This window comes from Actinomyces urogenitalis DSM 15434 (assembly GCF_000159035.1).
GTDB classification, from domain to species: domain Bacteria; phylum Actinomycetota; class Actinomycetes; order Actinomycetales; family Actinomycetaceae; genus Actinomyces; species Actinomyces urogenitalis.
Window position 1 is genome coordinate 1,338,262 of record NZ_DS999574.1, and the last position, 25,387, is coordinate 1,363,648.

Annotated in this window: 24 protein-coding genes and 2 pseudogenes; 24 read left to right on the plus strand and 2 right to left on the minus strand. The window is 68.3% G+C overall.

The window, feature by feature from the left end; genetic code table 11:
* From HMPREF0058_RS12685 to dnaE, 9 genes and pseudogenes are all read left to right on the plus strand, one after another.
* A pseudogene (locus tag HMPREF0058_RS12685) lies at nt 1–234 on the plus strand (cell division protein FtsZ); the annotation flags it as partial.
* Between the two features lie 107 nt (nt 235–341).
* Nucleotides 342–1,085 carry a purine nucleoside phosphorylase YfiH/LACC1 family protein gene (locus HMPREF0058_RS05685; protein ID WP_006548771.1) on the plus strand — a complete coding sequence of 248 codons (744 nt, stop codon included), beginning with the start codon at nt 342–344 and terminating at the stop codon, nt 1,083–1,085.
* 97 nt (nt 1,086–1,182) lie between these two features.
* A complete protein-coding gene (locus tag HMPREF0058_RS05690; protein ID WP_006548772.1) occupies nt 1,183–1,665 on the plus strand; it encodes a cell division protein SepF in 483 nt (160 codons plus the stop codon).
* A gap of 17 nt (nt 1,666–1,682) precedes the next feature.
* Nucleotides 1,683–1,979, plus strand: a complete 297-nt coding sequence (locus HMPREF0058_RS05695) for a YggT family protein (protein WP_006548773.1) — start codon at nt 1,683–1,685, stop codon at nt 1,977–1,979.
* Between the two features lie 194 nt (nt 1,980–2,173).
* A complete protein-coding gene (locus HMPREF0058_RS05700; protein WP_006548774.1) occupies nt 2,174–2,779 on the plus strand; it encodes a DivIVA domain-containing protein in 606 nt (201 codons plus the stop codon).
* 89 nt (nt 2,780–2,868) lie between these two features.
* Nucleotides 2,869–3,483: a signal peptidase II gene (gene lspA, locus HMPREF0058_RS05705; protein WP_024035673.1), complete on the plus strand. Its 615-nt coding sequence runs from the start codon at nt 2,869–2,871 to the stop codon at nt 3,481–3,483.
* Nucleotides 3,480–4,400 (plus strand): RluA family pseudouridine synthase, encoded by a 921-nt coding sequence (locus HMPREF0058_RS05710; protein WP_024035674.1) that lies wholly within the window; start codon nt 3,480–3,482, stop codon nt 4,398–4,400. The genes lspA and HMPREF0058_RS05710 overlap by 4 nt, the downstream gene beginning before the upstream one ends.
* Complete coding sequence (locus tag HMPREF0058_RS05715) at nt 4,393–4,902, plus strand: GNAT family N-acetyltransferase (protein WP_006548777.1); 510 nt, start codon at nt 4,393–4,395, stop codon at nt 4,900–4,902. The genes HMPREF0058_RS05710 and HMPREF0058_RS05715 overlap by 8 nt, the downstream gene beginning before the upstream one ends.
* A gap of 29 nt (nt 4,903–4,931) precedes the next feature.
* The gene (gene dnaE, locus HMPREF0058_RS05720; RefSeq protein WP_006548778.1) at nt 4,932–8,525 is read left to right on the plus strand and encodes a DNA polymerase III subunit alpha; all 3,594 of its coding nucleotides are present in this window, start codon (nt 4,932–4,934) and stop codon (nt 8,523–8,525) included.
* On the opposite strand, the gene HMPREF0058_RS05725 is transcribed toward dnaE, so the two are convergent.
* Nucleotides 8,515–8,802 carry an RNA-binding S4 domain-containing protein gene (locus HMPREF0058_RS05725; RefSeq protein WP_048684205.1) on the minus strand — a complete coding sequence of 96 codons (288 nt, stop codon included), beginning with the start codon at nt 8,800–8,802 and terminating at the stop codon, nt 8,515–8,517. The two genes, dnaE and HMPREF0058_RS05725, sit on opposite strands and share 11 nt — an antisense overlap.
* Between HMPREF0058_RS05725 and HMPREF0058_RS05730 the strand changes: the two genes are divergently transcribed.
* Nucleotides 8,801–9,223 (plus strand): cupredoxin domain-containing protein, encoded by a 423-nt coding sequence (locus HMPREF0058_RS05730; protein WP_006548780.1) that lies wholly within the window; start codon nt 8,801–8,803, stop codon nt 9,221–9,223. The two genes, HMPREF0058_RS05725 and HMPREF0058_RS05730, sit on opposite strands and share 2 nt — an antisense overlap.
* Before the next feature lie 36 nt (nt 9,224–9,259).
* Here HMPREF0058_RS05730 and HMPREF0058_RS05735 read toward each other — a convergent pair whose 3' ends face one another.
* Complete coding sequence (locus HMPREF0058_RS05735) at nt 9,260–10,849, minus strand: xylulokinase (protein WP_006548781.1); 1,590 nt, start codon at nt 10,847–10,849, stop codon at nt 9,260–9,262.
* A gap of 293 nt (nt 10,850–11,142) precedes the next feature.
* Between HMPREF0058_RS05735 and HMPREF0058_RS11770 the strand changes: the two genes are divergently transcribed.
* The 14 genes and pseudogenes from HMPREF0058_RS11770 to HMPREF0058_RS12690 form a co-directional block, all read left to right on the plus strand.
* A complete protein-coding gene (locus HMPREF0058_RS11770) occupies nt 11,143–11,736 on the plus strand; it encodes a hypothetical protein (RefSeq protein ID WP_141560466.1) in 594 nt (197 codons plus the stop codon).
* 38 nt (nt 11,737–11,774) lie between these two features.
* The gene (locus HMPREF0058_RS05745) at nt 11,775–12,830 is read left to right on the plus strand and encodes an asparaginase (RefSeq protein WP_197055213.1); all 1,056 of its coding nucleotides are present in this window, start codon (nt 11,775–11,777) and stop codon (nt 12,828–12,830) included.
* 48 nt (nt 12,831–12,878) lie between these two features.
* On the plus strand, nt 12,879–13,859 hold the full coding sequence (locus tag HMPREF0058_RS05750) for an alpha/beta fold hydrolase (RefSeq protein WP_006548784.1): 981 nt from the start codon (nt 12,879–12,881) through the stop codon (nt 13,857–13,859).
* Between the two features lie 162 nt (nt 13,860–14,021).
* A complete protein-coding gene (locus HMPREF0058_RS05755) occupies nt 14,022–15,038 on the plus strand; it encodes a LacI family DNA-binding transcriptional regulator (protein WP_229083721.1) in 1,017 nt (338 codons plus the stop codon).
* 87 nt (nt 15,039–15,125) lie between these two features.
* Entirely contained in the window at nt 15,126–16,439 is a 1,314-nt protein-coding gene (locus HMPREF0058_RS05760) for an ABC transporter substrate-binding protein (protein ID WP_006548786.1), read from the plus strand.
* Nucleotides 16,440–16,542: 103 nt separating this feature from the next.
* A complete protein-coding gene (locus HMPREF0058_RS05765) occupies nt 16,543–17,478 on the plus strand; it encodes a carbohydrate ABC transporter permease (protein WP_024035778.1) in 936 nt (311 codons plus the stop codon).
* A 1-nt stretch (nt 17,479) separates the two neighbouring features.
* Nucleotides 17,480–18,352: a carbohydrate ABC transporter permease gene (locus tag HMPREF0058_RS05770; protein WP_040319549.1), complete on the plus strand. Its 873-nt coding sequence runs from the start codon at nt 17,480–17,482 to the stop codon at nt 18,350–18,352.
* Nucleotides 18,353–18,415: 63 nt separating this feature from the next.
* A complete protein-coding gene (yicI, locus tag HMPREF0058_RS05775; RefSeq protein ID WP_006548789.1) occupies nt 18,416–20,698 on the plus strand; it encodes an alpha-xylosidase in 2,283 nt (760 codons plus the stop codon).
* A gap of 187 nt (nt 20,699–20,885) precedes the next feature.
* Nucleotides 20,886–21,562, plus strand: a pseudogene (locus HMPREF0058_RS12070) (ADP-ribosylglycohydrolase family protein).
* A 171-nt stretch (nt 21,563–21,733) separates the two neighbouring features.
* Nucleotides 21,734–22,240, plus strand: a complete 507-nt coding sequence (locus tag HMPREF0058_RS05785; protein WP_024035775.1) for a hypothetical protein — start codon at nt 21,734–21,736, stop codon at nt 22,238–22,240.
* Nucleotides 22,241–22,425: 185 nt separating this feature from the next.
* Nucleotides 22,426–22,899, plus strand: a complete 474-nt coding sequence (locus HMPREF0058_RS11780) for a hypothetical protein (protein WP_006548793.1) — start codon at nt 22,426–22,428, stop codon at nt 22,897–22,899.
* Nucleotides 22,896–23,882 (plus strand): AAA family ATPase, encoded by a 987-nt coding sequence (locus HMPREF0058_RS05795; RefSeq protein WP_006548794.1) that lies wholly within the window; start codon nt 22,896–22,898, stop codon nt 23,880–23,882. Before HMPREF0058_RS11780 ends, HMPREF0058_RS05795 begins: the two co-directional genes overlap by 4 nt.
* Nucleotides 23,883–24,072: 190 nt before the next feature.
* Entirely contained in the window at nt 24,073–24,996 is a 924-nt protein-coding gene (locus HMPREF0058_RS05800; protein WP_040319550.1) for a DUF58 domain-containing protein, read from the plus strand.
* A partial coding sequence (locus HMPREF0058_RS12690) for a hypothetical protein (protein ID WP_169305816.1) occupies nt 24,993–25,387 on the plus strand: 395 nt, incomplete at its 3' end. The genes HMPREF0058_RS05800 and HMPREF0058_RS12690, both read left to right, overlap by 4 nt.

The window sequence follows — 25,387 nt, forward strand, 5'->3', positions numbered from 1 at the left end:
GCTGCAGCGCCCCAGACCCCGGCCCGCGGCGCTCACGCCGCCGAGAACCCCGTGTCCCGGCCGGCGCCGCAGGTCTCCAGCCCGGCTCCGGCGGCTCCCACGGCCCCCACCAGCGAGGTGCCGGCCTACGTTGACGACCTCGCCCCCGAGGCGGCCGTGGAGCTGGAGGTTCCCCGGCTCATGGGCGCCGACGCCGAGTCCGACGAGATCGACCTGCCTGACTTCCTGCGCTGAGCACGTTCATGACGCCTGACGCCCCCTCGCCCCGGTCCGCGCCCGAGGCAGGGGGCGTTGGTGCACCCCTCCTCCTGCCCCTCGACCTCGGTCCGGCAGCCCGAGGCGTGTTCACCACCCGCTTGTGGCCCGGTGACACTGCCTCGCACCACGATCCCTACCGGGGTCTCAACCTCGCGGCGCACGTCGGAGACAGCCCCGAGCACGTCCAGGCCGCCCGGCGCGCCCTGGAGCTGGCGCTGGGGCTGGGGCAGGGAGCCGACGGCGAGGTGGGGCCGGGGGTGGTGGCCTGGATGGACCAGGTGCACTCCGCCGTCGTCGCCACCGCCTACCGCGCTGGGGGACGTGGGGACGTGCCGCGAGCCGATGCGCTCATCCTGGACCGAGCGGACCCGCGGTGCGAGGGCGTGGCTGGGGTCGGGGTCCTGGTGGCCGACTGCGTCCCGCTGCTCCTGGCCTCCCAGGACGGACGCGTGGTGGCAGCTGTGCACGCGGGTCGTCGGGGCATGCTCGACGGCGTGGTGGCTGCAACGCTGGACGAGCTGGAACGGCGCGGCGTGGGTGCGGGCCAGCTGTGGGCCGCGATCGGTCCGTGTATCTGCGGGCAGTGCTACGAGGTGCCCGAGCAGATGCAGGCCGCGAGCCTCGCCCGCGAGAGCGAGTGCGGCTCGCGGACCCGGTGGGGTACCCCGGGGCTCGACGTCGCTGCCGGGGTCCAGGCGCAGCTGGCGCGGGCCGGAGTGGAGCACGTGGTTCGTGGCGGGTGGTGCACCTGGGAGGACGAGCGCTTCTACTCCTACCGGCGCGAGCCTGTGACCGGACGTATGGCCGGTGTGGTCCTGGCGGGATGATGACACGCCGAAACCAATCGAGGGCAGGACGGTGCGGCACCGATAACGTCGTGCTGTCCGGACCGCCCCAGGACCGGCAGGACACAGGAGCGAACACATGAGCGGCGCGCTGCGCAAGATGACGAACTTCCTCGGATACTCCGAGCCCGCTGAGGACTATGACGAGGGCTACCACGAGGCCGGTGGCGCCTATGACACCTACGCCGCCCCCGCCGTCGCCGACTCTGCCCAGGAGGCTGAGGACTTCGCCGACTACGCGGGTCTTGAGGACTCTGGTACCGCGGCCGGGGCGGGTGCGGACCTGCGCCGGATCGTCACCGTCCACCCCTCGACCTACAACGAGGCGCGTGTCATCGGCGAGTCCTTCCGCGATGGCGTGCCGGTGATCGTCAACCTGACCAACATGAGCGAGTCCGACGCCCGCCGCATGGTGGACTTCTCCGCCGGCCTGGTCTTCGGGCTTCACGGCGCGATCGAGCGTGTGACCCCGCGCGTGTTCCTCCTGACCCCGGCTACCGTGGAGACTGACGGCGGCCAGGGGGCCACCGTCTCCCACGACCGCTTCTTCAACCAGAGCTGAGCGGGGCGAGGGCCGCGGTGCTGGTTCCGATCGTCTCGATCCTGCAGAGCCTGCTCAGCCTCTACATCCTGGTCCTCCTGGGCCGGGTGGTGCTGGACTGGATCCAGGTCTTCTCCCGGCAGTGGAGGCCACGTGGCCTTGTGCTCGTCCTGGCGAACCTGGGCTACGCGCTCACGGACCCACCGCTGAGGTGGCTGCGGCGCGTGGTCCCGGTGCTGCGTGCCGGTGGGATGGGCATCGACCTCAGTTTTATCGCGCTGTACTTCATCATCGTCGTCCTCCAGGTTGCCCTGGGGATGGTGGCGAGAATCTGACCGTGCCAGGGGGCCTGCGCTCCGGCTCCCAGGCAGGTACCAGGGTCGCGATATGCTGGTGCCCTGAGAGGGATCCTGATCCTGACACTCTGTTCAATATCACCTGAACCTTAAGTTCAGGTACTCTGTTCGCATGAGTACCCGGTCGAACCGGTGCTCGTGACATTTTCCGTAACGACACCGAGGTGACGACTATGACGCTGCTGACGGCAGACGACGTCCTCAACAAGAAGTTCCAGGCGACGAAGTTCCGCGAGGGCTACGAGCAGGACGAGGTTGACGAGTTCCTCGACGAGGTCGTCGAGGCGATGCGTCAGCTCGAGGCTGAGAATGCCGACCTCAAGGCGAAGCTCGAGGCCGCCAACGCTCGGCTTGCCGATGCCAGCGACGCCCCCCACGAGGCTCCCGCCCAGGCCCCGGTTGTCGAGCCGGCCGTCCAGGCTGCTCCTGTGGTTACCCCGGAGCCGGCCGTCGCCGGTGGTGAGGAGCCGGTGGCTGCCTCCGGCATGCTGGAGCTGGCACAGCGTCTGCACGACGAGCACGTTGCCAACGGTAAGGCCGAGGGCGAGCGTATTGTTGCCGAAGCCCGTACCACGGGTGAGCAGATCGTCCGCGAGGCTGAGGACCAGCGCAACCGCACGCTGGCCCAGCTGGAGAAGGAGCGCTCCGGTCTGGAGCACAAGATCGACGAGCTGCGTCGCTTCGAGTCCGACTACCGCACCCGCCTCAAGAGCTACCTGCAGGGTCTGCTGACCAACGTCGAGGACGGCGTGGGCTCCGGCAGCTCCCCGTCGCTGTGAGGCGACACAGCTGACCACCTTGTGAGGGCGGCGTCCCGTGCCGGGACGTCGCCCTTGCGCGTGAGTGAGAAAGGACTGCGAGCCCCGCTATGACACCATCCTCAGCCCGGCCCCGTGGCAGGCGTGCTGCGGCGCCAGCGCGCCTGCGGCTGCAGCGTCCCTCTGGCTACGTCCTTGCTCTGTGGCTGGTGGCGATCGTCGTGGTCCTCGTTGACCAGCTGACCAAGGCCTGGGCCGCCTCGGCCCTGGCCGACGGGCACCGGGTGGCGCTCCTGGGTGACCTGCTGGGCCTGGTGCTCGTGCGCAACCCGGGGGCCGCTTTCTCCTTCGCCACCGGCCAGACCTGGATCTTCACCGTCGTCGCCGTGGTGGTGACGGTGATCGTGCTCCGCGCCTCGCGGCGCCTGGCCTCGCGCTGGTGGGCCGTGACGCTGGGGCTGGTGCTGGGCGGCGCCGTCGGCAACCTCATCGACCGCTTGGTCCGCTCTCCCGGTGTCTTTCGGGGACATGTGGTCGACTTCATCGACTACGGCGGCTACTTTGTGGGCAACGTCGCCGATATCGCGATCGTCGTGGCGGCGGCGGCGATCGTCGCGCTGTCCGTCTACGGCCTGGAGCTGGACGGCAGCCGTTCGTCTGGAACCCGTCAGGACGGGCCAGACGAGCTGGACGGCGAGGGGACCGGCCAGGAGCAGGCCTCGTGAGCATGCGTCTGCTGCCTGTCCCAGACGGACTGGTGGGCGAGCGCGTGGACGCGGCCCTGGCGCGCATGACCGGCCTGTCGCGCTCCAAGGTCTCCGAGTTGTGCGCCCAGGGCGGGGTGCGGATGGACGGGGCGGTGCTGGGCAAGTCGGACCGATTGGTGGCCGGTAGCCTCATTGAGGTCGACCTGCCTGATCCTCGCCCGCTGGGCCCCGCACCCACGCCTGTGGACGGCATGAGCCTGGTGTATGAGGACGAGGACATTGTCGTCGTCGACAAGCCGGCCGGGATCGCGGCCCACCCCTCGATGGGCTGGGACGGGCCGGATGTGCTCGGTGCCCTCAAGGCCATGCACGTCCAGGTGGCCACCTCCGGGGCCGCTGAGCGTCAGGGGATCGTCTCGCGCCTGGACGTGGGCACCTCGGGCGCCATGATCGTGGCCAAGGGCGAGAGAGCCTACTCGGTGCTCAAACGAGCCTTCCGTGAGCACGAGGTGGACAAGATCTACCACGCCCTGGTCCAGGGCCACCTTGACCCCTCCTCCGGGACGATTGACGCTCCTATCGGGCGCCACCCCAGCCGAGAGTGGAAGATGGCCATCATCGATGGCGGACGCGAGTCCGTCACCCACTATGACGTCATCGAGTCGATGCCGGCCGCCGACCTGGCGGAGATCCACCTGGAGACCGGGCGTACCCACCAGATCCGCGTGCACATGTCCGCCGTCGGCCACCCCTGCGTGGGCGACGAGACCTACGGTGCGGACGCAGCCCTGTCCCAGCGCACGGGCCTGGTGCGCCAGTGGCTCCACGCGCACCGTCTGGGACTGGCCCACCCGATCACAGGAGAGTGGATGACCTTCGTCAGTCCGTACCCCGACGATCTCGTCCACGCTCTGGAGGTGCTGAGGTATGCCTGAGACGGTGAGGATCCTGACGGCGCGCGGTGACGGCGTCGGGGAGCAGGCTGAGCTGGTGCACGCAGGTGCAGGCCTGGTGCGCCTGGAGGTCTTCGTCCGGGAGCAGAACGTTCCCCTCGTCCTGGAGATCGACGCGCGTGACTATGAGCCGACGACGGTGCACGTCCTGGCGAGTGCTCCTGACGGCACGCCCCTGGGCACAGCGCGCCTGCTGATCGACCCCGATGATCCTGGCCAGGCGCACCTGGGACGGCTGGCCGTCCGGCGCTCGGCGCGGGGGACGGGCCTGGGCGCCAGGCTCGTGGCCGCCGTCGAGCAGGCAGCCGTGGAGCTGGCGACCGGGGACGGTCCGAGCGCCCCGGACAGGGTGCGGATGGTGCTGTCCGCCCAGGAGCAGGCGATGGGTTTCTACGCACGCTGCGGCTATGCCCCGGGGGACGGGCGCCGGTACCTCGACGCCGGGATCTGGCACCAGGACATGGCGAGGTTCCTCACCCGCTGAGGCCCGGCTCCCGGCCCTAGGATGGGCCCATGGCTGATCCCGGTACCCAGGCACCTGAGGCTAAGAAGGACGACTTCGTCCACCTCCACGTCCACACGGACTACTCGATGCTCGACGGCGCCGGGAAGATCAAGGACTACGTCGCCGAGGCCAAGAGGCTGGGGCAGCCGGCGCTGGCCATCACCGACCACGGCTACATGTTCGGCGCCTACGAGTTCTACGAGGCTGCGCGCAAGGCTGGTATCAAGCCGATCGTGGGCGTCGAGGCCTATATGACCCCCGGGACCTCGCGCTTTGACAAGACGCGCGTGTTCTGGGGAGAGGAGTCCCAACGCTCCGACGACGTCTCGGCGCGAGGCTCCTACACGCATATGACACTGCTCTCGCGTAATGACGAGGGACTGCACAACCTCATGCGCCTGGACTCCTACGCCTCCTTGGAAGGCCAGTGGGGCAAGTCCCCGCGTATGGACCGCGAGCTGCTCCAGCGCTACGCCTCCGGGCTCATCGGCACCTCCGGCTGCCCGTCCTCGGAGATCCAGACGCGGCTGCGCCTGGGGCAGTGGGAGGAGGCACTGCGCTGCGCCGGGGAGCTGCAGGACATCTTCGGCAAGGAGTTCTTCTACGTCGAGCTGATGGACCACGGCCTGGAGATCGAGCAGCGGGTGACCAAGGACCTGCTGCGCCTGGCCAAGGAGATCGGCGCACCCCTGCTGGCCACCAACGACTCCCACTACGTACGCCCCGAGGACCGCACCATCCAGGACGCGATGCTGTGCATCAACTCCGGCTCGGTGCTCTCCGATCCCGACCGCTTCAAGTTCGACGGCGACACCTACTACCTGCGTCCCGGACGGGAGATGCGTGAGCTCTTCCGCGAGATGCCGCAGGCCTGTGACAACACCCTGCTCGTGGCCGAGCAGTGCGACGTCCACTTCGCCACCGTGGACGAGGGAGCCTCCTTCATGCCGGCCTTCCCCGTGCCCGAGGGGGAGACCATGGAGTCCTGGTTCATCAAGGAGTGCTGGAAGGGGATGGACAAGCGCTTCGGCGGTAACATCCCCGAGGACTGCCGCAAGCAGGCCGAGTACGAGATCGGCGTCATCGTCCAGATGGGGTTCCCCGGCTACTTCCTGGTGGTGGCTGACTACATCAACTGGGCCAAGAACCACGGCATCCGCGTGGGACCGGGGCGTGGGTCCGGAGCCGGCTCCATGGTTGCCTACGCCATGGGGATCACCGAGCTCAATCCTCTCCAGCACGGCCTCATCTTCGAGCGCTTCCTCAACCCCGAGCGCATCTCCATGCCGGATATCGACGTCGACTTCGACGAGCGCCGGCGTGAGGAAGTCATTGACTACGTCAAGGCCAAGTACGGCGCGGACAAGATCAGCCAGGTCGTTACCTACGGCGTCATCAAGGCCAAGCAGTCCCTGAAGGACTCCAGCCGCGTCATGGGCTACCCCTACGCCGTCGGTGACCGGCTGACCAAGGCGATGCCTCCCACCATCATGGGTAAGGACATCACCATCAAGGGCATCTTCAATCCCGAGGACGAGCGCTACGGGGAGGCCGCGGAGTTCCGCGCCCTGCACGCTGAGGACCCCGATGCCCAGAAGATCGTTGAGCTCGCCCAGGGGCTGGAGGGCATGACCCGCCAGTGGGGCGTGCACGCCTGCGCCGTCATCATGTCCAGCGCCACGCTGACTGACATCATCCCGATGATGCAGCGCCTGCAGGACGGCGCCTACATCACCCAGTTCGACTACCCCACCTGTGAGCACCTGGGGCTGCTCAAGATGGACTTCCTGGGCCTGCGCAACCTCACGGTCATCTCCGATGCCCTGGAGAACATCGTGGCCAACGGCAAGGAGCCGCTGGACATCGACCACGTCGCCCTGGATGACGCCGAGACCTACCAGCTGCTCTCGCGCGGGGAGACCCTGGGCGTCTTCCAGCTCGATGGCGGTGGTATGCGCACGCTGCTGCGGCTGATGAAGCCTGACAACTTCGAGGACATCTCCGCCGTCGGCGCCCTGTACCGTCCCGGGCCCATGGGTGCGGAGTCACACACCAACTATGCCCTGCGCAAGAACGGCCAGCAGGAGATCACCCCGATCCACCCGGAGCTCAAGGAGGCCCTGGAACCCATCCTGGGCAACACCTACGGCCTCATCGTCTACCAGGAGCAGGTGATGAAGATCGCCACCGACCTGGCGGGCTTCACGATGGGTAAGGCCGACGCCCTGCGCAAGGCCATGGGTAAGAAGAAGATGGACATCCTGGCCAAGATGTTCGTCGAGTTCGAGGCCGGGATGGTGGCCAACGGCTTCTCCAAGGAGAGCGTCAAGACCCTGTGGGACGTCGTGGTGCCCTTCGCCAAGTACGCCTTCAACAAGGCGCACTCGGCGGCCTACGGCGTGGTGTCCTACTGGACCGCGTACCTCAAGACCCACTACCCGACGGAGTACATGGCGGCGCTGCTGACCAGCCAGAAGGACAACAAGGACAAGCTGGCGCTCTACCTCGGCGAGTGCCGTCACATGGGCATCAAGGTGCTGCCCCCGGACGTCAACGCCTCGCGTGCCCAGTTCTCCGCCGTCGGCTCGGACATCCGCTTCGGGCTCGGGGCGATCCGCAACGTGGGCGCCAACGTGGTCGACGGGATCGTCGCAGCCCGTGAGGAACAGGGCGACTTCACCAGCTTTGAGGACTTCCTGGACAAGGTGCCGGCGGTGGTGTGCAACAAGCGCACGATCGACTCGTTGATCAAGGCCGGTGCCTTTGACTCCCTGGGCAAGTCACGTCGCTCCCTGCAGGCCTGCCATGAGGACTTCGTTGACGAGATCATCGGGGTCAAGCGCAACGAGGCCGTGGGACAGTTCGACCTCTTCGCCTCGCTGGGCGGTGGCGACCAGGCGTCTGAGGACCCTGCCTTCGGCTCCGGCCCGGTCTTCTCCTCCGAGGTCCCGGACCTGCCTGAGTGGGACAAGAAGGACAAGCTGGCCTTCGAGCGCGACATGCTGGGCCTCTACGTCTCTGACCACCCGCTGCTGGGCCTGGAGGGCATGCTCTCCAAGCTGGCGGACGTCGAGATCGCTGACCTGCTGGAGAACGAGGAGCGGCCTGACGGTGCCATGGTGACGGTGGCCGGGCTCATCACCTCCCTGCAGCGCAAGACCACCAAGCAGGGCAACCTGTGGGCCATCGCGCAGGTGGAGGACCTGGGCGGAACGGTGGAGGCGCTCTTCTTCCCCGCGACCTACCAGACAGTCTCCACGATGCTGGCTCCTGACACGGTGGTGACCCTGCGCGGGCGGGTCAACCGGCGTGACGGGCAGGTGGCCCTGGCGGTCCAGGAGATGACGATTCCCGATGTCTCCAGCGCGACGCACGAGTCCGTGACCCTGACGCTGCCGACCAACCGCTGCACCGGCCCGCTCATTGACCAGCTCAAGACCGTGCTGGAGAAGCACCCCGGGATGAGCCCGGTCAGGCTCACGCTGACGAGCAAGTACCGCGAGGTGCGTACCCAGCTGAGCAACTCCCTGCGGGTGGAGGCTTCACAGGCCTTCTACTCCGACGTCAAGGCGCTCCTGGGCCCGGGGTGCCTCAAGCACTGAAGGCCCGGGACCGCCGGCCCCTACTCTTGTCTTGCGCAGCGACGACGGCGCCCGCGGCCTGGGCCGGTAGCTCGACCTCGACGACGTCCCCAGCAGCCAGGTGGTGGCCGCGCCGGGTCTCGACCTCGCCGTTGACCCTCACGTCACCGGACTGGATCGCGATCCGCGCCTCGGCGCCGTCCTCGACCAAGCCTGCCAGCTTGAGGAACTGGCCGAGCTTGATCTCGCCGCGCACGAGCACGGTCGGGTACTGGTAGGCGTCATGGGTCTGGCTCATGGCACCAGTCTTCCAGGTCACCGGGCATGATGGCCTTGTGAAGCGTGACCCTGTGAAGCATGAGCCGCTGGCCTCGGACCGGCTCGTCCTCGTCGTCGGTCAGCGCTACCCGGTGGGGGAGCGGCGCCACACCCTGACCCCGCGCCTGGCGCAGGCGACGGTGCGCTCCCGCGAGGTCCTGGTGGAGCTTGCGGGCCACGGTGAGGTCATCACCTACGGCGAGCTCAGTCAGGCCATCGGTGGCCTGGTTCTTCCCCGGCACATGGGCCCGTTGCTGCACATGCTGGGGCACGACTGTGCCAGACGGGGCGAGCCGGACCTGGCCGCCCTGGTCGTCTCGGCGATCAGCGGTGAGGTGTCCACCCCGGACAGCGCCTGGGCGCAGCCGGCGCGTGAGGCCTGCTGGGCCTACTGGTCCTGAGCCGGCCCGAGAGGCCTCAAGGTGGGTGAGGTCGGCTCAGAATGCTTTGATGGCGGCTTTTTGTAGGGGTAGTCCGTTGATGAAGTGTTCGAGGTAGTGCTGGTACTCGGTGACTTGTTCGGGTGTGGCTTGGAGGGTGAGGGCCTGTTGTGTGGTGCTCACGGTGTTGTCGATCCAGTCTTCGAGCGTGGTGTTTTGGGCCCATTGGGAGTAGGCGGCTAGGAGTGCCATGCCCCAGGCGCCGCCTTCGGAGGCTGTGGTGGAGACGGTGACGGGGGTGTTGAAGGCGGCTGCGAGGATTTGTTGGGGGATGCGTGGGGTCTTGAAGATGCCGCCGTGGGCGTGCATGGAGTCGATGGTGATGTTGGTGGTGCGGCGCAGGATCTGGACTCCGTGGGCCATGGAGGCGAATAGGGCGAACAGGTGGGAGCGCATGAGGCCGGCTAGTCCGAACTTGGCGTTGGGGCGGCGCAGGGTTAGGGGGCGTCCTTCGGTCAGGCCTACCAGGGCGTCGCCGGATAGGAAGTTGTAGGACATGGTGCCGGCTTGGTCCATGGTGGTGGTGTCGGCGGCGGTGAGGAGGAGGTCGAATAGGGGGCCGCGGTCGATGGGGTGGCCCAGGGTGGTGGCGAACTGGGAGAAGACCTCGACCCAGGCGTTGAGGTCGGAGGTGCAGTTGTTGGCGTGGGCCATGGCGACGGGGCGGCCGGTGGGGGTGGCGACGAGGTCGATTTCGGGGATGAGGGTGCGTAGGGGCTGGTCCAGGACGATCATGGCGAAGGCGCTGGTGCCGGCTGAGACGTTGCCGGTGCGGGGGCGTAGGGCGGCGGTGGCGACCATGCCGGTGCCGGCGTCTCCTTCGGGCGGGCACAGGGGGATGCCTGGTTGGAGGGTACCGGTGGGGTCGAGCAGGGTGGCGCCGTCGGGGGTGAGGGTGCCGGCTTCCTGGCCGGCCAGGGCGACCTCGGGTAGGACCTGGGCCAGGTGCCAGGGCGCGGAGACGGCCTGGTCGAAGGCGGCGAGCATGTGTGGGTCGAAGGAGGCGCCGTCGGCTCCGATGGGGAAGACGCCGGAGGCCTCGCCCACGCCCAGGACGTGGCGGCCGGTCAGGCGCCAGTGGATGTAGCCGGCCAGGGTAGTCACCCGGTTGATGTGGGGCACGTGGGGCTCTGCGGTGGTGATGGCGCGGTGGAGGTGGGAGATGGTCCAGCGTTGGGGGATGTTGAGGCCGAACAACTGGGACAGGGCGGCGGAGGACTCGGCGGTGATGGTGTTGCGCCAGGTGCGGAAGGGGGTCAGGAGCTGGCCCTGGGCGTCTAGGGCGATGTAGCCGTGCATCATGCCCGAGATCCCGATGGCTCCGGTGGTGGTCAGGGCAAGGCCGTGAGTGTCCTTGAGGTCGTTGGCCAGGGCGGTGTAGGCGGCGCGCAGGCCGGTGATGATCTCCTCCAGGCGGTAGGTCCACACCCCGTCGACCAGGGAGTTGTCCCAGTCGTGCGCGCCGGAGGCGAGCACCGTGCCAGCAGGATCGATCAGCACCGCCTTGATCCGGGTCGAACCAAATTCAATACCCAACGCAGTCCGAGTCAGGTCCAGGGGGGTCGAGGTGGTGGGGTGCTGAGACATCCGAGGGCTCCGTTGCGTGTCGGTGGGTGGGTCACAGTGGCGTCGTGGTGGTCGAGGACGTCACCGGTCTGGAACCGAGTGTAGACGGGATCCGCCCTGAATGTGAACGTTCACTTGTGTCAGAGTTCGTGTCGTACCTCCTGCGTAGCCTCAGGGTCATGAGGACAGGCGTGAGCGGGACCGCGGTAGCGTGCCCGGCGGACAAGGCAAGGCAGCCGTCACCACTGAGCTGTGCCCTGGTGACCAGGATGGGGGCCAATGCGGCGCTGGTCCGTGTCTGGCCGGAGGAGGGGATGCCCGCCGTCATTGACGGCGCGAGGCAGGAGGGCTTTGACCTTCAGCTCCCCGTGCCCGGCCGCTCTTGGACCGTGTGGTGGCAGAGGCAGGACTTTGAGGATGAGCGTATGGGGCAGCTGGCGCAGGCCCTGACCCGGCGGGGCGTGCTGGCCTACGCCTATGCCGGCTCCTGTGATGAGGCTCTTCTCCTAGAGCAGCCCACCGCGGAGCAGATGGTCATGAGGCCGCTGAAGCGGCTGCTCAGCGCACCGCGGACGGGACAGCGCACGGTCTTCGTCCAGGTGGTGGTGTGGGACGCCCCGAGCGCTGCTGGGGCCGAGGGATGCGGCCTGGACGGGCAGGAGCGGATGCGCAGCGTGATCTACGGCGCCGGTGCGGACCTGGTCCGCCTGCGCCCGTTCCTGGCCAGGAGGTTCGTCGTCGAGACCGTGTCAGATACGTGGGGCATCTGTGCGCTGAGCATGGAGCACGTCGACGTCAGCGCCGCCCTCGCCACGCGTGAGGAGGTGATGGAGGATCTCAGGCGCTGCCTGGCCAGCGCCCGCTTCAACACTTTGATCACTACCGCGGACCTGCGTCGGGGTGCCTGAGGCTGGTGGGCTGAGTCTGAGGCGGACACAATGGGCGGGTGAAAGCTGCCGAGCATCGCGTCACGGACGCATCGTCTGACCCGTCCACCGTCTTCGCAGGGCTCGGCCCGGCCGGGATGGTGCCGTTGGTGGCCGCTACTCGCGGAGGCAGCCCGCAGCGCCCGACGATCGAGTCCGTCCACTACGGCAGCCTGGTGGCCCTGGGCGCCCACGGTGACGTGGTGCTCCAGGCCGGGGATGTGCACAGCGGTGTCTTCGCCCGCTCGGCGCTCAAGCCCTTGTTTGCCGTCGGCATGGTGCGTGCGGGGCTGGAGCTGGAGCCGCGTCAGCTGGCGCTGGCCTGCGCCAGCCACTCCGGTGGGGCTGAGCACCTGGAGGTCGTCACCTCCATCCTTCGCCGCTACGGCCTGGGCCCGGCAGACCTGCGCAACACCCCGGGGGTGCCGATCGGGGGCCCTGAACGTCGCGCCTTCACGGCCTCGGGCGCCCGGCCTGACCGCCTGCACCAGAATTGCTCGGGCAAGCATGCCGCCATGATGGCCACTGCCGTGGCCTGCGGGTGGGACCCTGCCGGCTACCTTGAGCACGACCACCCGGTGGCCGCACTGGTGCGTTCGAGCGTCGAGGAGCTGACCGGCTGCCGGATCGACCCGTCCACGATCACGCGCGACGGCTGCGGCGCCGAGGTCTATCCCCTGCCACTGGTGGGACTGGCCCGGGCCTATGGCCGCTTGACCAGCGCGGTTCCGGGCAGCGCCGAGTACGCGGTGGCGCAGGCGATGAGTACCTGGCCCGAGCTGGTGGGCGGCCAGGGGCGCGACGTCACGGCGCTCATGCGGGCCCTGCCGGGCGCGGTCGCGAAGGACGGAGCCGAGGGCGTGTACGCCCTGGCTCTTGCAGGAGGGGCGTGCCTGGCCGTCAAGATCGCTGACGGCGCCTCACGTGCTCGGGTGCCGGCCATGCTGCCGGCCCTGCGTGCCCTCGGCGTTCAGGGGGACCTGGGTGAGCGGCTGGAGGAAGCGCTCCCGGCACAGGTGCTGGGCTGGGGCGAGCCGGTCGGCAGCCTGATCGCCCTGTTGCGAGCGTGGGAGTAAGGTCGCAGGCACATCGATCTGCTGCAACATCTGACAGAGAGGTCAGTCATGGCACTGCACGAGACACCGTTCACCTCCATCAACGGCCGCGACGAGATCCAGGCCTGGATCTATGAGCCGACCACGCCCGCGCGTGCGATCGTCCAGATCGTCCATGGCCTAGGGGAGCACTCGCGTCGTTACCTCCACCTCATCACCGCCCTCCTGGACGTCGGCTTTGTCGTCGCTGCTGATGACCACGCCGGCCACGGCCGCACGGCGATGCTCTCCGGCGTGTGGCAGGACGCCGGGGAGGACGGTGCCAGCGTCGTCGTCGAGGACGAACAACAGCTGCGTCAGATCGTCACCGAGCGTCACCCGGACCTGCCCTACGTCGTCTTCGGCCACTCCTGGGGCTCCATGATCGCCCGCTCGCTGGCCACCACCCACCCCCAGGGTCTGGCTGGCCTGGCGCTGTGCGGCGTCGCCGCCTCGATGAAGGGCATGCGCAACCCCCATGTGCGTGATGCTCTGGACGCGGCGATCGCTGAGCGCGGGGGACAGGCGCTGGACAGCGACAACCTGACCGCCGCCATGTTCGAGGGCTTCCTCGACCGCTTTGGGGAGGGGGCGGGACCCACCGACTGGGTCGCCTCCGACCCGCAGGTGGTCGCTGACCACGCCGTGGACCCGTACAACAATTTCGGGGCGCCAATGACCTTGCGCTTCGGCCGCTCCTTTATCGAGCTCTATGACCGCGCCAATGCCGAGGGGTGGATGTCTCCGGTCTCCACCGAGCTGCCGGTGCTCCTGCTGGCTGGAGACCAGGACCCGGTGGCGGACTTCGGCCATGGGGCCTACGTCGTGGCCAATTCCTTGTGGGACGCGGGATTCCATGACGTGCGCACGCGTGTTTACACCGGAATGCGTCACGAGGTGCACAACGAGCCGGCCACCCGTGCCGAGGTGGAGGCGGAGATCATCGCCTTCGTCGAGCACTGCGTCGCCAAGGCCTCCTCACGCCTCCTGCGCGGCCGGGGCGCTGCCTGAGCCCGGCCGTCCGAGACTGCCTGATCGGGCGATCATCGAAAATGTTCGATGATCGCCCGATCTGCTTGCCTGGGGATCGGGGCACCTTCCATCCTTATTGAAGCGTTTCGACGAAGCGCTTCGATTCGAGGCTCTCACAAGGAGGTGGGCTGGGTGGCCACCATGCAGGACGTCGCCAAGCGGGCCAACGTGGCCGTCTCCACGGTCTCCTACGCCCTGTCAGGCGCACGCCCCGTAGCCCGAGCCACCGCCGAGCGCATTCGTCAGGCCATGGAGGAGCTCGACTACGAGCCCAATGCGATGGCACGCGGACTGGCGCGCCGGCGCTCCTACACGCTGGCCATGAGCTTCCCCGAGTTCGACACCGCGATGGGAGAGACCGTCTTCGGCATCGTCCGCGGCGCCCAGCGCGCGGCTGCGGAGCTTGGCTACCACCTGGCGGTGTGGCCCGTCAGCCGCGATCGCGGAGGCGCCGAGCTGGCCACGATCGTGCGCCAGGGCAAGGCCGACGGCGTGCTGCTGGTCGAGGTCGCCGTCGCTGACCCCCGGGTGAGCCACCTGCAGGAGGCGGAGATCCCCTTCGTGCTCGTGGGGCGCACCGAGGACTCCTCGGCCTACGCCTACGTCGACATCGACTTCGAGGAGGCTATCGACTCCGTGGTCCGGCGCCTGCACGCTCTGGGCCACGAGCGCATCGCCTTCGTCGGACGCCCACAGACCCAGGTCGCCACCGGCTACGGGCCGGCCGTGCGCTCACGCACCATCTACCGGGCCTCGATGGAGTCCCTGGGGCTTGCTCCAGCCACGGTCTCCTGCGACGCGAGCCCCGTGGCTGGCCGGCAGCTGGCTCGCAGCCTGTGGGCGCAGGCCAACCGCCCCACGGCTCTCGTCGTCCTCAACGACATGGCGACCTTGGGCCTGCTCGCTGGCTTCCACGAGATGGGCCTGGACGTGCCAGGTGATATCTCCGTCGTCGGCGCCGTGTCCTCCCGGCCCCTGTCCGCCATGACCTACCCGCCCCTGACCACCTCCCACGGGCCGGGGGAGGAGATGGGAGCCTACGCCGCCCAGGCGCTTGTGGCTCTCCTGGACGGCCAGATCGCCCCGACCGACTGCCAGCGCCTGGTGCGCTGCGCCCTCGTGGCCGGCGAGACCATCGGCCCGGTCCCCGCGCCCTAGACGGCGCCCACGCACGTCCCCGCGCCACCGGCTCGGGGCATCACACCCAGATCCCAGTAACGGCAACTCAACGCAGAGGTAACGACCATGATCAACCGCAGGACCTTCAACACCCTGGCCATGACGAGCCTGGCGGGCGCCGGCCTGCTCGGCCTGAGCGCGTGCGGAGGCTCGGGCTCCGGATCGGACTCCAAGACCTTCGTCATCTGGGACTACGAGTCTGATGACTCCGCGATGGGCCAGGCCTGGGCCCGCGCCATCGAGATCTTCAAGGAGAAGCACCCCGACGTCACCGTCAAGACCGAGGACCAGACCTTCGAGCAGCTCCAGAAGAACGCCAAGATCGTGCTCACCGGCGACGACGTCCCGGACATCATGGAGTACAACAAGGGCAACGCCACCTCTGGTCAGCTCGCCTCCCAGGGCCTGATCGAGGTCCTGACCGAGCAGGCTACCGAGCGTGGCTGGGACACCAAGCTCCCTACCTCCATCCAGACCACCGCGCGCTACACCGAGGACGGCCTCATGGGTGACGGCGACTGGTATGGCGTGCCCAACTACGGCGAGTACGTCTTCGTCTACTACAACAAGGACATGTTCGACGAGGCGGGCCTGGCCGTGCCCACCACGCTGGAGGAGCTGGAGGCCGTGTGCGACGCCTTCGTGGCGCGTGGACAGGTGCCGCTGGCTGAGGCCGGCTCGGAGTACCCCATGGGACAGCTGTGGTACCAGCTCATCCTGGCCCAGGCCGACCGTTCCTTCGTTGACTCCTACCAGCTGTTCAAGGGCGACGTCGACTGGAGCGTGGACCCGGTCAAGGCTGGTACCGCCAAGCTCGTGGAGTGGATCGGCAAGGGCTACGTGGCCCCGGACTCGGCAGGCCTGACGGCAGAGGACGCCGGAGCCTCCTTCATCGCCGGTTCCTACCCGATGTTCGTCTCCGGTTCCTGGTGGTTCGGCCGCATGGTCGCTGACATCACCGGCTTCACCTGGGACCAGTTCCTCTTCCCCGGCTCCAAGCTGTCCATCGGCTCCTCCGGCAACCTGTGGGTGGTGCCCACCAACGCCAAGAACAAGGAGCTGGCCTACGACTTCATCGACATCACCCTGTCCGACGAGGTCCAGGAGATCCTGGGGCAGAAGGGCGGTCTGCCGGTGGCCGGCGACGCCTCGACGATCGAGGATGACAAGACCCGCACCCTGACCGAGAACTTCCAGACCATCCTGGACGAGGACGGCCTGGCCTTCTACCCCGACTGGCCGGTGGCTGGCTTCTACGACCAGATCACCTCTGCCATGCAGTCCCTCATCAACGGCTCCAAGAGCCCTGAGGACGTCCTGGCCGACCTCCAGGCAGCCTACGAGGAGGGCAAGAGCGAGATGGGCGTGGGCGAGGAGTAAGCCTTCCCGCCTCCCTCATGACGACGGCGCAGCGCTGAGCGTGAGCCGCGCTGCGCCGTCGTGCCTCCTGAGTCCACCGCGGTCCACACGGAAGAAGCCTCCAGTGCCTACAGCTCGCACGACTACCGTCCACAGGTCCAGGCGCCGTAGCCTGCCCTACCTGCTCTACCTCATCCCCGGGGCGGTCTCCTTCGCCGTCATCATCGCCTTCCCGCTGACGATGAACATCTGGTACTCCCTGCACAAGTGGAAGGGAGGCATGGCCCCGATGCGCTTCATCGGGCTGGACAACTACAAAGCGCTGCTGGCGGACGAGAAGTTCTGGGCCTCCTTTGGCAACTCGATGTACATGATCGTGGCGATGGTGGTCATTCCCACGCTCATCGGGCTGTTCCTGGCCTCCGTGCTCTTCGACTACATCGGCAAGCACTTCAACTCCTCGGTGGCTACGACGCTGCGCGCCATGTACTACCTCCCCCAGATCCTGCCGATCTCCGTGGCCGGGATCGTGTGGAACTGGATCCTCAACTCCCAGACCGGGGCGCTGAACACCATTTTGCGTGGCATCGGGATCGACAACCCGCCCAACTGGCTGGGATCGACCTCCACAGCGCTGCCCGCGGTCATGTTCGTCCTGATCTGGATCCAGATCGGTTACCCGACCGTCATCTTCATGTCCGCCCTCCAGCGCGTGGACCCTGAGCTCTACGAGGCCGCCGAGCTCGACGGCGCAGGATGGCTGGCTCGTTTCCGCGCCATCACGATCCCGCAGATCAAGCCCGAGACCTTCGTCATCGTGCTGACCTGCACCATCGCCGCGCTCAAGGTCTTCGCGCCGGTCTACGTGCTCACCCGTGGCGGCCCGGAGTCCTCGACCCTGGTGCCCAGCTACTACTCGTACCTCAACTTCTTCGACAAGTCGAAGGTCGGCTACGGAGCCGCGATCTCGACCGTCCTGACCCTTGTCATCATCGTCATCGCCGGCGTCATCCAGTTCTTCCAGAACCGCAGCGCACGCCGTGAAGAGGAGGGCCGCTGACATGAGCGCCACCATTGCCCAGGCCGTTCCGGCCAAGAAGAAGGACCGCTTCCACCGTGGCGTGGCTCGCTGGGTGGTCCTCGCCGTCGTCGGCGTGCTCGCCCTGTTCATGGTCGCGCCCTTCGTCCTGATGGTGATGAACGCCTTCAAGTCCCCGGCTGACTACTCCGGCGGCAGCCCGCTGTCACTGCCTACCGGCTTCTACACCGATGGCCTGGCCTACTTCTGGGAGCGGGTCAACTTCCAGGTCAAGCTGTGGAACTCCATCTGGACCTCGGCGCTGGTGGCCGTGGCCGGAGCCTTCCTGTCCCTGTTCAACGCCTACGCGATCGGCGTGGGACGGGTCAAGGGCAGGGCCTGGATCATCGCCCTGTTCATGATCGCCAACATGCTGCCGCAGGAAGGCCTGATCTACCCGCTGTTCATGATGGCCCAGAAGGTGGGGCTGACTGACAACCCCTGGTCGATCGTCATCATCTTCACCGTCATCCAGTCCGCCTTCGGTACCTATCTGCTCTCCTCTGTGCTGGGCACCTTCCCACGCGCACTGCTGGAGGCTGCCGAGCTCGACGGTGCCAGCCGCTGGGAGATTCTGTGGAAGGTCGTCTTCCCGATCGTGCGCCCCACGATGAGCGTGCTCATGATCTTCTTCTTCATCTGGACCTGGAACGAGTTCTTCATCCCGCTGGTCATGCTCACCTCCAACGACACCCAGACGGTGCCGATCGCGCTGTCCAGCCTCCAGGGCGACCGCATGCTTGACGTTCCCACGCTCAACGCCGGCGCGCTGGTCTCCCTCATCCCGACCTTCCTGTTCTTCCTCTTCTTCCAGCGCACCCTGACCCGAGGGGTCACGGCTGGCGCCGTGAAGTAGCGGCCAGGACCTCTTGTCTCCTGGCGCCCCTGAGCGTCACCCTCACTGATCTAAGGACCCCACATGAAGTTCTCTAACGGATACTGGCTCGACCGCGAGGGCTACCAGGTCGAGAAGGCTCGTGGTCTGCTGGACCTGGGACCTACCACGGACGACGGCGCCACTGCCCTGCGCGCCTACGCCCCGGTCCGCCCGGTCACCGGACGCGGCGACACCCTCAACAACCCCCTGCTCACGGCCACCTTCACCGCCGTGGCGGACGGCGTCATCAAGGTCTCGCTGGTCAACCACGCCGGCCGGCGTGACCCCGGGCCTCACTTCGAGGTGACGAGCGAGCCGGGCTACTCCGGAGTCGTCCAGGCCGAGGGCTCGGGACTGACCTTGCGCGCCGGGGACCTGGCTGTGCACCTGGAGGAAGGGGCGGACTGGACCGCTCGCTTCACCCACGCCGGCAAGGAGCTGACCACCTCGCTGCCGCGGGCGGTGGCCCACGTCGTCGCTCCAGACGGCCAGACCTACATGCGTGAGCAGCTGAGCCTGCGTCCGGGCGAGCGTGTCTACGGCCTGGGTGAGCGCTTCGGGGCCCTGACCAAGAACGGCCAGAGCGTGGACATCTGGAACGAGGACGGCGGTACCGCCTCCGAGCAGGCCTACAAGAACATCCCCTTCTACCTCACCACCGCCGGCTACGGTGTCTTCGTGGACAACCCGGGAGGGGTCTCCTTCGAGGTGGGCAGTGAGCTGACTACCCGGACCCAGTTCTCGGTGGAGGGCGAGCGCCTGACCTACTACGTCATTGACGGTCCCACTCCCAAGGACGTGCTGCGCCGCTACACGGCCCTGACCGGCCGGGCCCCGATGGTGCCGACCTGGTCCTTCGGTCTGTGGCTGACGACCTCTTTCACCACCTCCTACGACGAGGAAACCGTCACCGGCTTCGTCGACGGGATGGCGCAGCGCAACCTGCCGCTGAGCGTCTTCCACTTCGACTGCTTCTGGATGCGTGGTTTCCACTGGTCTGACTTCGAGTGGGACCCGGCCACCTTCCCAGACCCGGCCGCCATGCTCGAGCGGATGAAGGCCAAGGGACTGAAGATCTGCGTGTGGATCAACCCCTACATCGCCCAGCGCTCGGCACTGTTCACCGAGGGCGCGGCCAAGGGGTACCTGGTACGCAAGACCAACGGGGACATCTGGCAGACCGACCTGTGGCAGGCTGGCATGGCGCTGGTCGACTTCACCAACCCCGACGCCGTCGCCTGGTACCGCTCCAAGCTCGCCGGGCTGCTGGAGATGGGCGTGGACTGCTTCAAGACCGACTTCGGTGAGCGCATCCCGGTTCGGGACATCGCTTGGCACGACGGCTCGGACCCTGAGCGGATGCACAACTACTACACCCACCTGTACAACCGCACCGTCTTCGACCTCTTGAGCGAGGTACGCGGTGAGGGCGAGGCCATCCTCTTCGCTCGCTCGGCCACTGCCGGCGGCCAGCAGTTCCCGGTCCACTGGGGCGGGGACAACGAGTCGACCTACGCCTCGATGGGGGAGACCCTGCGCGGTGGCCTGTCACTGACAAGCTCCGGATTCGGCTACTGGAGCCACGACATCGGCGGCTTTGAGGGAACCCCGGACCCGGGCGTGTTCAAGAGGTGGCTGGCCTTCGGGCTGCTGTCCTCCCACGCCCGCCTGCACGGGTCAAGCTCGGTGCGTGTGCCTTGGGCCTTTGACGAGGAGTCGGTGGACGTGGCCCGCCGGTTCATCAACCTGCGCCTGAGCCTGATGCCTTACCTCTACGCCGCCGCCCGTGAGGCCCACGAGACCGGCACGCCGATGATGCGCTCGATGTTCCTGGAGTTCCCGGGTGACCGCGGAGCCTGGGACGTGGACACGCAGTACATGCTCGGCTCCGATCTCCTGGTCGCGCCGGTGATGGACGCCGAGGGCGAGGCGGACGTCTACCTGCCCGAGGGCACGTGGACCTCGTACTGGACTGGCCAGAGCGTCCAGGGCCCGCGCTGGGTCCACGAGAAGCACGGGGTGGAGAGCCTGCCCCTGTACGTGCGCCAGGGCGCTGCGCTGGCGCTGGCTGGCAGCATCACGCGCCCGGAGGAGGACTGGCGTGAGGGCCTGACGGTCCGGGTCGAGGCGCTGGCTGAGGGCGACGAGCGCGTGGTGACGGTCCCGGCTCACGACGGATGTGAGGAGGCCTCGGTCCAGGTGGTGCGGCAGGGACAGGTCCTGCGCGCCACGGCGACGGGCCTGAGCGGTTCCTGGTCGCTGGTCAGCGGCGGCCAGCGGGTCGACGGCGAGGGCGAGACCACGGTGGAGCTCACTGTGGCCTGAGGCCTCCTAGCGCGCCGAAGGTGAACGGGTGCGACCGAGTGAAGGGTGTGGATCTCTTCAATCGGCCGCACCCGTACACGTTGGTCGGGATACCATCGCCTACCTGAGCGAGGGAGGGGCGATAGGAGCACCAACCGGTCCGTCGTCGTCACGGCAGAAGACCAGCGCGCACGAGGCTGCGCCGCAAGTGGACCGTGACCGGCTTGTTGGCGCCCTGCTCGGCCTGGCGGTTGGTGACGCGCTCGGGGCTCCGATGGAGTTCGCCCCACGTGACACCTTGCCGGCTGTGACCGGCATGCGTGGGGGCGGACGCTTCGGCCTGGAGGCCGGGCAGTGGACCGACGACACCTCGATGGCCCTGTGCCTGGCCCGCAGCCTCATTGAGACCGGCACCTTCGATCTGCGCGACCAGGCCGAGCGCTTCCTGCGCTGGCGAGACGAGGGGTACCTGACGAGCACGGGCCGCTGTTTCGGGATCGGTCACCAGACCCTGTGGTCCTTGAGCGACTTCGCGCGCACCAGACGGGTGCTGCGGAGCCCTCCACCCGCTGGACCGCCGGCAACGGCTCTCTCATGCGCCTGGCGCCGGTGGCTATCGCCTTCGCCAGCGACCTGGATCTGGCGGACACGCTGTGCCGGGCGGGCTCGATGACCACGCCCCCGTTACCCGTGTGCGTCGAGGCCTGCGGTGCCTGGGGTCGGCTCATTGCCCTGGCGGCACAAGGTGCCAGCCGGGAGGTGCTGTATGCCCACGCCGAGGCCCTGGCCGGCCAGGTTCACGACGGCGCCCTGCTTGCCGTCAACCTCGGCCACGACGCCGACACAGTGGGCTCGGTCTACGGGCAGCTGGCGGGCGCGTTCTAAGGTCTGAACGCCATACCGCAGAGCTGGGTCCGACAGCTGGCAGACGGTGAGATGGTGCTTGAGACTGCCCACGAGCTGGCTGGCCTGTCCGGCACGGTCGCAGTGAGCGAGGAGACCGCTGGCCTGCTGGACACCACTGGTTAGGATCGAGGCCCAGTGACAGGAGCGAGGATGAGGCCAGCTGCTTCTATGACGACGTGGCGCGGGCTCGTCCTGTGCGCGCTCGCCCTGGCTGTGGTCCTGGTGGCATGGGCCTCAACGGACACCGCACCGCTCATGACGACCACGGCGCCCTCTACCAGGCCCCAGCCGAGCGCGGCGCCCACGGTGCTTCTTCCATCCCTGTGGGCCCAGGCCCTGGTCGTCATGGTCGTGCTCGTTGCCGGCGTGCTTGCCTGTCTGGTGGCCTGGCGGCTTGTGCGTTTCCTCCTCGCACACCTGCAGGGTCTCCAGCCGGTTGCCGTTGACACGCCGGCCGAGGGATGCGGTCCTGACCTCGCCCTCCTGAGCCCGAGCCAGGCGGCACGGCAGGTGGAGGCACTGCGGCACGGAAGCCCGGCCAACGCCATTGTGGCGGCCTGGATGGCGCTGGAGCGAGACGTCACGCAGGTCGGTGTGGGGACCCGGCCCCACGAGACCTCCACCGAGCTGGTCCTGCGGGTGCGGGCGCAGCGATAAGTACCGGCCGCGGCGATTGAGGATCTCGCCTCCCTCTACCGCGAGGCCCGTTTCTCCTCCCACGAGATGACCGAGGCAGCACGCAAGCAGACCCGCGGCGGTCTGGCGCAGGTACATGCCGCTTTAGGCCTGAGTGAGGGGCAAGGGCCGCAGGCCGGGGCGTCGTCGCGCGAGGTGAGGCTGTGATGACGGCGTCTCGCCTGCGCACAGCGGTGCTTGTGACCCTTGTGGTCTGGGCGGCTATGTGGGTCCTCAGCCTCATGGGGGTCCGCCTCCATCCCGTCATCGCGCTCGCGGCACCGCTGCTCCTGCTGGGTATCGCGCGCCTGAGGCGCGTCGAGCTCGGTCTGCCCGCTTTCCCCGTGAGCGAGCCACCGGGGTCGCTCCCGGCACCCAGTGACCGGCTCCTGTCCACACTGACCTGGCTCCTGCGTGACGCGACCTCGTCACGGGGCTGGGACAGCGGGGTGCGTCCGCATCTTGCTCAGCTCACCCGTGATCGCCTGCGTGAGAGGCAGGCCGTCGACGTTGACGCTGATCCTGAGCGTGCTCGTTGCCTCCTGGGAGCCGAGCTGTGGGAGCTGGTCAGCGGCACGATGCCTGCTCCCCGCACTGACCACGACCTCATTCGCCTGATCGAGAGGATCCAGTCCCTATGACCACAAGCCACCCGACGCCGCCCCAGGCCCTCAGCGCTGCGCAGGCCTGCGCCCTGGCAAGACAGGTCCTGGACTCGGTGACCCAGGCCGTCGTCGGCAACCCCGAGGAGCTGGAGCTCATCCTGGCTGGTGTGCTGGCGGGAGGCCATGTCCTCCTGGAGGACTACCCAGGGCTGGGCAAGACCCTGATGGCCCGCTCCTTCGCCCAGGCCCTCGGGCTGGACTTCACTCGCGCCCAGTTCACCCCCGACCTGCTGCCCTCGGACCTGACTGGCTCCTTCCTGTTTGACCAGAAGCGTGGCGAGTTCAGCTTCCGGCCCGGACCGCTGTTCACCGGCCTGCTGCTGGCCGACGAGGTCAACCGCACCCCGCCCAAGACCCAGGCGGCTCTCCTGGAGGCCATGCAGGAGCGGCAGGTGACGGTGGAGGGGACGACCTTCCCGCTGCCCCAGCCCTTCCACGTCATCGCCACCGCGAACCCGGCGGAGTACGAGGGGACCTACCAGCTCCCCGAGGCTCAGCTGGACCGCTTCCTGCTGCGCCTGTCCTTCGGCTACCCCAGTGCGGACCAGGAATGGGAGGCCCTGGCGCGCCGGATCGGACGCCGGCAGGAGGAGCAGGTCGTGCCACAGGTGGCAGACGCCACCCGTCTGCGGGCCGCCCAGCTAGCGGTGGAGAACGTCGAGGTCGAGGAGTCGGTGGGCCGGTACTGCGTGGCCCTGGCCGCGGCCACACGTGAGCACGAGGCCGTCGCCGTCGGGGCCTCGCCCCGTGGCTCGCTCGCGCTCGTCACCGCCGCTCGCGGCCTGGCCGTGGTCCGTGGCCGTGACTACGTCACCCCGGAGGATGTCAAGCACGTGGCGGTCGCGGCCCTGGCTCATCGCCTCTCCATCCGGCCCGAGCTGTGGATGAGCTCGATCAGTGGGCGCGAGGTCGTTGCCCAGGTCCTGGCGAGCACCCCTGTTCCCGGAGCCGGGCAGTGACCCTGCAACCGGCTGAGCCCTGGAGCCCGGCAGCGACCCAGCAACCTGCTGAGCCCTGGAAGCCGACGACGCTCCACCTGCGCGCCGTCGTGGGTGGCCTTGGCCTGGCGCTGCTCGCCGTCGCCGGGCACCGACCTGACCTGGTGGTGCTGGCGACCCCGCTGCTCATCATCGCCTGCTGGGGCGCAGCGTGCCGCCCCACGGCCGTCCACGCACCGAGATCCTGGGGCAGGGAGCCGACCTGGTCGAGGGCGAGCGGTACCTGCGCAGTGTGTGGGGAGCCTTTGACAACCGTTGGCTCGCCCGCCACCCCATCGAGCTGACGGTGGCACCAGCGCCCGGCGCTTTTACCTCCGACGCACCGGTGCCCCACCCCCCGCGGATGCTCGGGGTCCACGGGGCCAGGAACGCGGGGGAGGGGGCAGAGTTCAACGACATCCGTCTCTTCCAGCCCGGGGACCGGCCTCGTCTCGTGCACTGGCCGACCTCGGTGCGCACGGGCCGGCTCCACGTGCGCACGACCTACGCACAGGCAGACACCCAGGTCCTCCTCGTCGTCGACGCCTTCGCGGACACTCCGGCGCCCTCGCGGCAGGACGAGGGCAGCCTGAGCCGGACGGTGCACGCTGCGGCGTCGGTCGCCGCCTGGTGCCTGCGTACCGGGGACCGGATGGGGCTGCGGGTGATGGGAGCAGTGACGACGCCGGTACCGGCAGGCCACGGACGCCGTCACTACCTGCGGGTGCTGGGAACCCTCGGACGCCTGCGGCCGGGCTCAGACCGCACCCCGGCGTCACGACGTCCGCGCCTGGCCACCCCGCCGGGGAGCCTCGTGGTGGTCCTCAGCCCGCTGACCGAGACGCAGGTGGTGGAGCTGGCGGCTCAGCAGGCTGCCTGCGGCCTGAACGTCCTCGTCGTCGACACCGCCCCGCAGCTGTCTGACCCGCGTGGACTGAGCAGCGTGGAGTACGCGGCTCGCCAGGTGCTCGCCCTGGAGCGGGAGCGGACCATCGCCGCCTTGGAGCACCGGGGGATCGCCGTCGTTCCCTGGCGGGGCCCGGGCACGCTGGACGCGGCCTTGACGGCGATGTCCCGTCCCAGGAGCGGCGCATGAACGCGCCAAACCGTTCGGGGCGCAGACCTCGCTCCGGCCCCCTTGGCTGGCTCCTGGCCCGAGTGCCCCGGGTCCTGTCACCCTCGCAGCTGGTGGTGCGCGCGATCTCGGTGCTCGCGCTGCTTGGCGCGGCACTCGCGGCGGGGACCTTCCCGCTGCTGCTCGCCGTCCTGGCGGTCGTGGCGCTGTGGACGGCTCTGGCGCCGGAGGAGGGATGCCTGCTGAGTCTGGCTGTCCTGGTCCTGGCCTGGTTCTTCGGCCACCGGGACGTTTCCTCCTGGACCACTCTGCTGATGGCGGTTGCGCTCGTTACTGACCACACCTGCCTGGTCCTGGCCTCCTCGGCGCCGGCTCGTGCCCGCCTGCCGTGGCCGGTGGTCCGGGGCGCGGC

What these genes read in the sequence shown, in the direction of transcription:
- HMPREF0058_RS05690 (WP_006548772.1), top strand. Translation starts at nt 1,183, where the DNA reads ATGAGCGGCGCGCTGCGCAAGATGACGAACTTCCTCGGATACTCCGAG.
- HMPREF0058_RS05700 (WP_006548774.1), top strand. Translation starts at nt 2,174, where the DNA reads ATGACGCTGCTGACGGCAGACGACGTCCTCAACAAGAAGTTCCAGGCG.
- lspA (WP_024035673.1), top strand. Translation starts at nt 2,869, where the DNA reads ATGACACCATCCTCAGCCCGGCCCCGTGGCAGGCGTGCTGCGGCGCCA.
- HMPREF0058_RS05715 (WP_006548777.1), top strand. Translation starts at nt 4,393, where the DNA reads ATGCCTGAGACGGTGAGGATCCTGACGGCGCGCGGTGACGGCGTCGGG.
- dnaE (WP_006548778.1), top strand. Translation starts at nt 4,932, where the DNA reads ATGGCTGATCCCGGTACCCAGGCACCTGAGGCTAAGAAGGACGACTTC.
- HMPREF0058_RS05730 (WP_006548780.1), top strand. Translation starts at nt 8,801, where the DNA reads ATGGCACCAGTCTTCCAGGTCACCGGGCATGATGGCCTTGTGAAGCGT.
- HMPREF0058_RS05725 (WP_048684205.1), bottom strand. Translation starts at nt 8,802, where the DNA reads ATGAGCCAGACCCATGACGCCTACCAGTACCCGACCGTGCTCGTGCGC.
- HMPREF0058_RS05735 (WP_006548781.1), bottom strand. Translation starts at nt 10,849, where the DNA reads ATGTCTCAGCACCCCACCACCTCGACCCCCCTGGACCTGACTCGGACT.
- HMPREF0058_RS11770 (WP_141560466.1), top strand. Translation starts at nt 11,143, where the DNA reads ATGCCCGCCGTCATTGACGGCGCGAGGCAGGAGGGCTTTGACCTTCAG.
- HMPREF0058_RS05750 (WP_006548784.1), top strand. Translation starts at nt 12,879, where the DNA reads ATGGCACTGCACGAGACACCGTTCACCTCCATCAACGGCCGCGACGAG.
- HMPREF0058_RS05755 (WP_229083721.1), top strand. Translation starts at nt 14,022, where the DNA reads ATGCAGGACGTCGCCAAGCGGGCCAACGTGGCCGTCTCCACGGTCTCC.
- HMPREF0058_RS05760 (WP_006548786.1), top strand. Translation starts at nt 15,126, where the DNA reads ATGATCAACCGCAGGACCTTCAACACCCTGGCCATGACGAGCCTGGCG.
- HMPREF0058_RS05770 (WP_040319549.1), top strand. Translation starts at nt 17,480, where the DNA reads ATGAGCGCCACCATTGCCCAGGCCGTTCCGGCCAAGAAGAAGGACCGC.
- yicI (WP_006548789.1), top strand. Translation starts at nt 18,416, where the DNA reads ATGAAGTTCTCTAACGGATACTGGCTCGACCGCGAGGGCTACCAGGTC.
- HMPREF0058_RS05785 (WP_024035775.1), top strand. Translation starts at nt 21,734, where the DNA reads ATGAGGCCAGCTGCTTCTATGACGACGTGGCGCGGGCTCGTCCTGTGC.
- HMPREF0058_RS11780 (WP_006548793.1), top strand. Translation starts at nt 22,426, where the DNA reads ATGACGGCGTCTCGCCTGCGCACAGCGGTGCTTGTGACCCTTGTGGTC.
- HMPREF0058_RS05795 (WP_006548794.1), top strand. Translation starts at nt 22,896, where the DNA reads ATGACCACAAGCCACCCGACGCCGCCCCAGGCCCTCAGCGCTGCGCAG.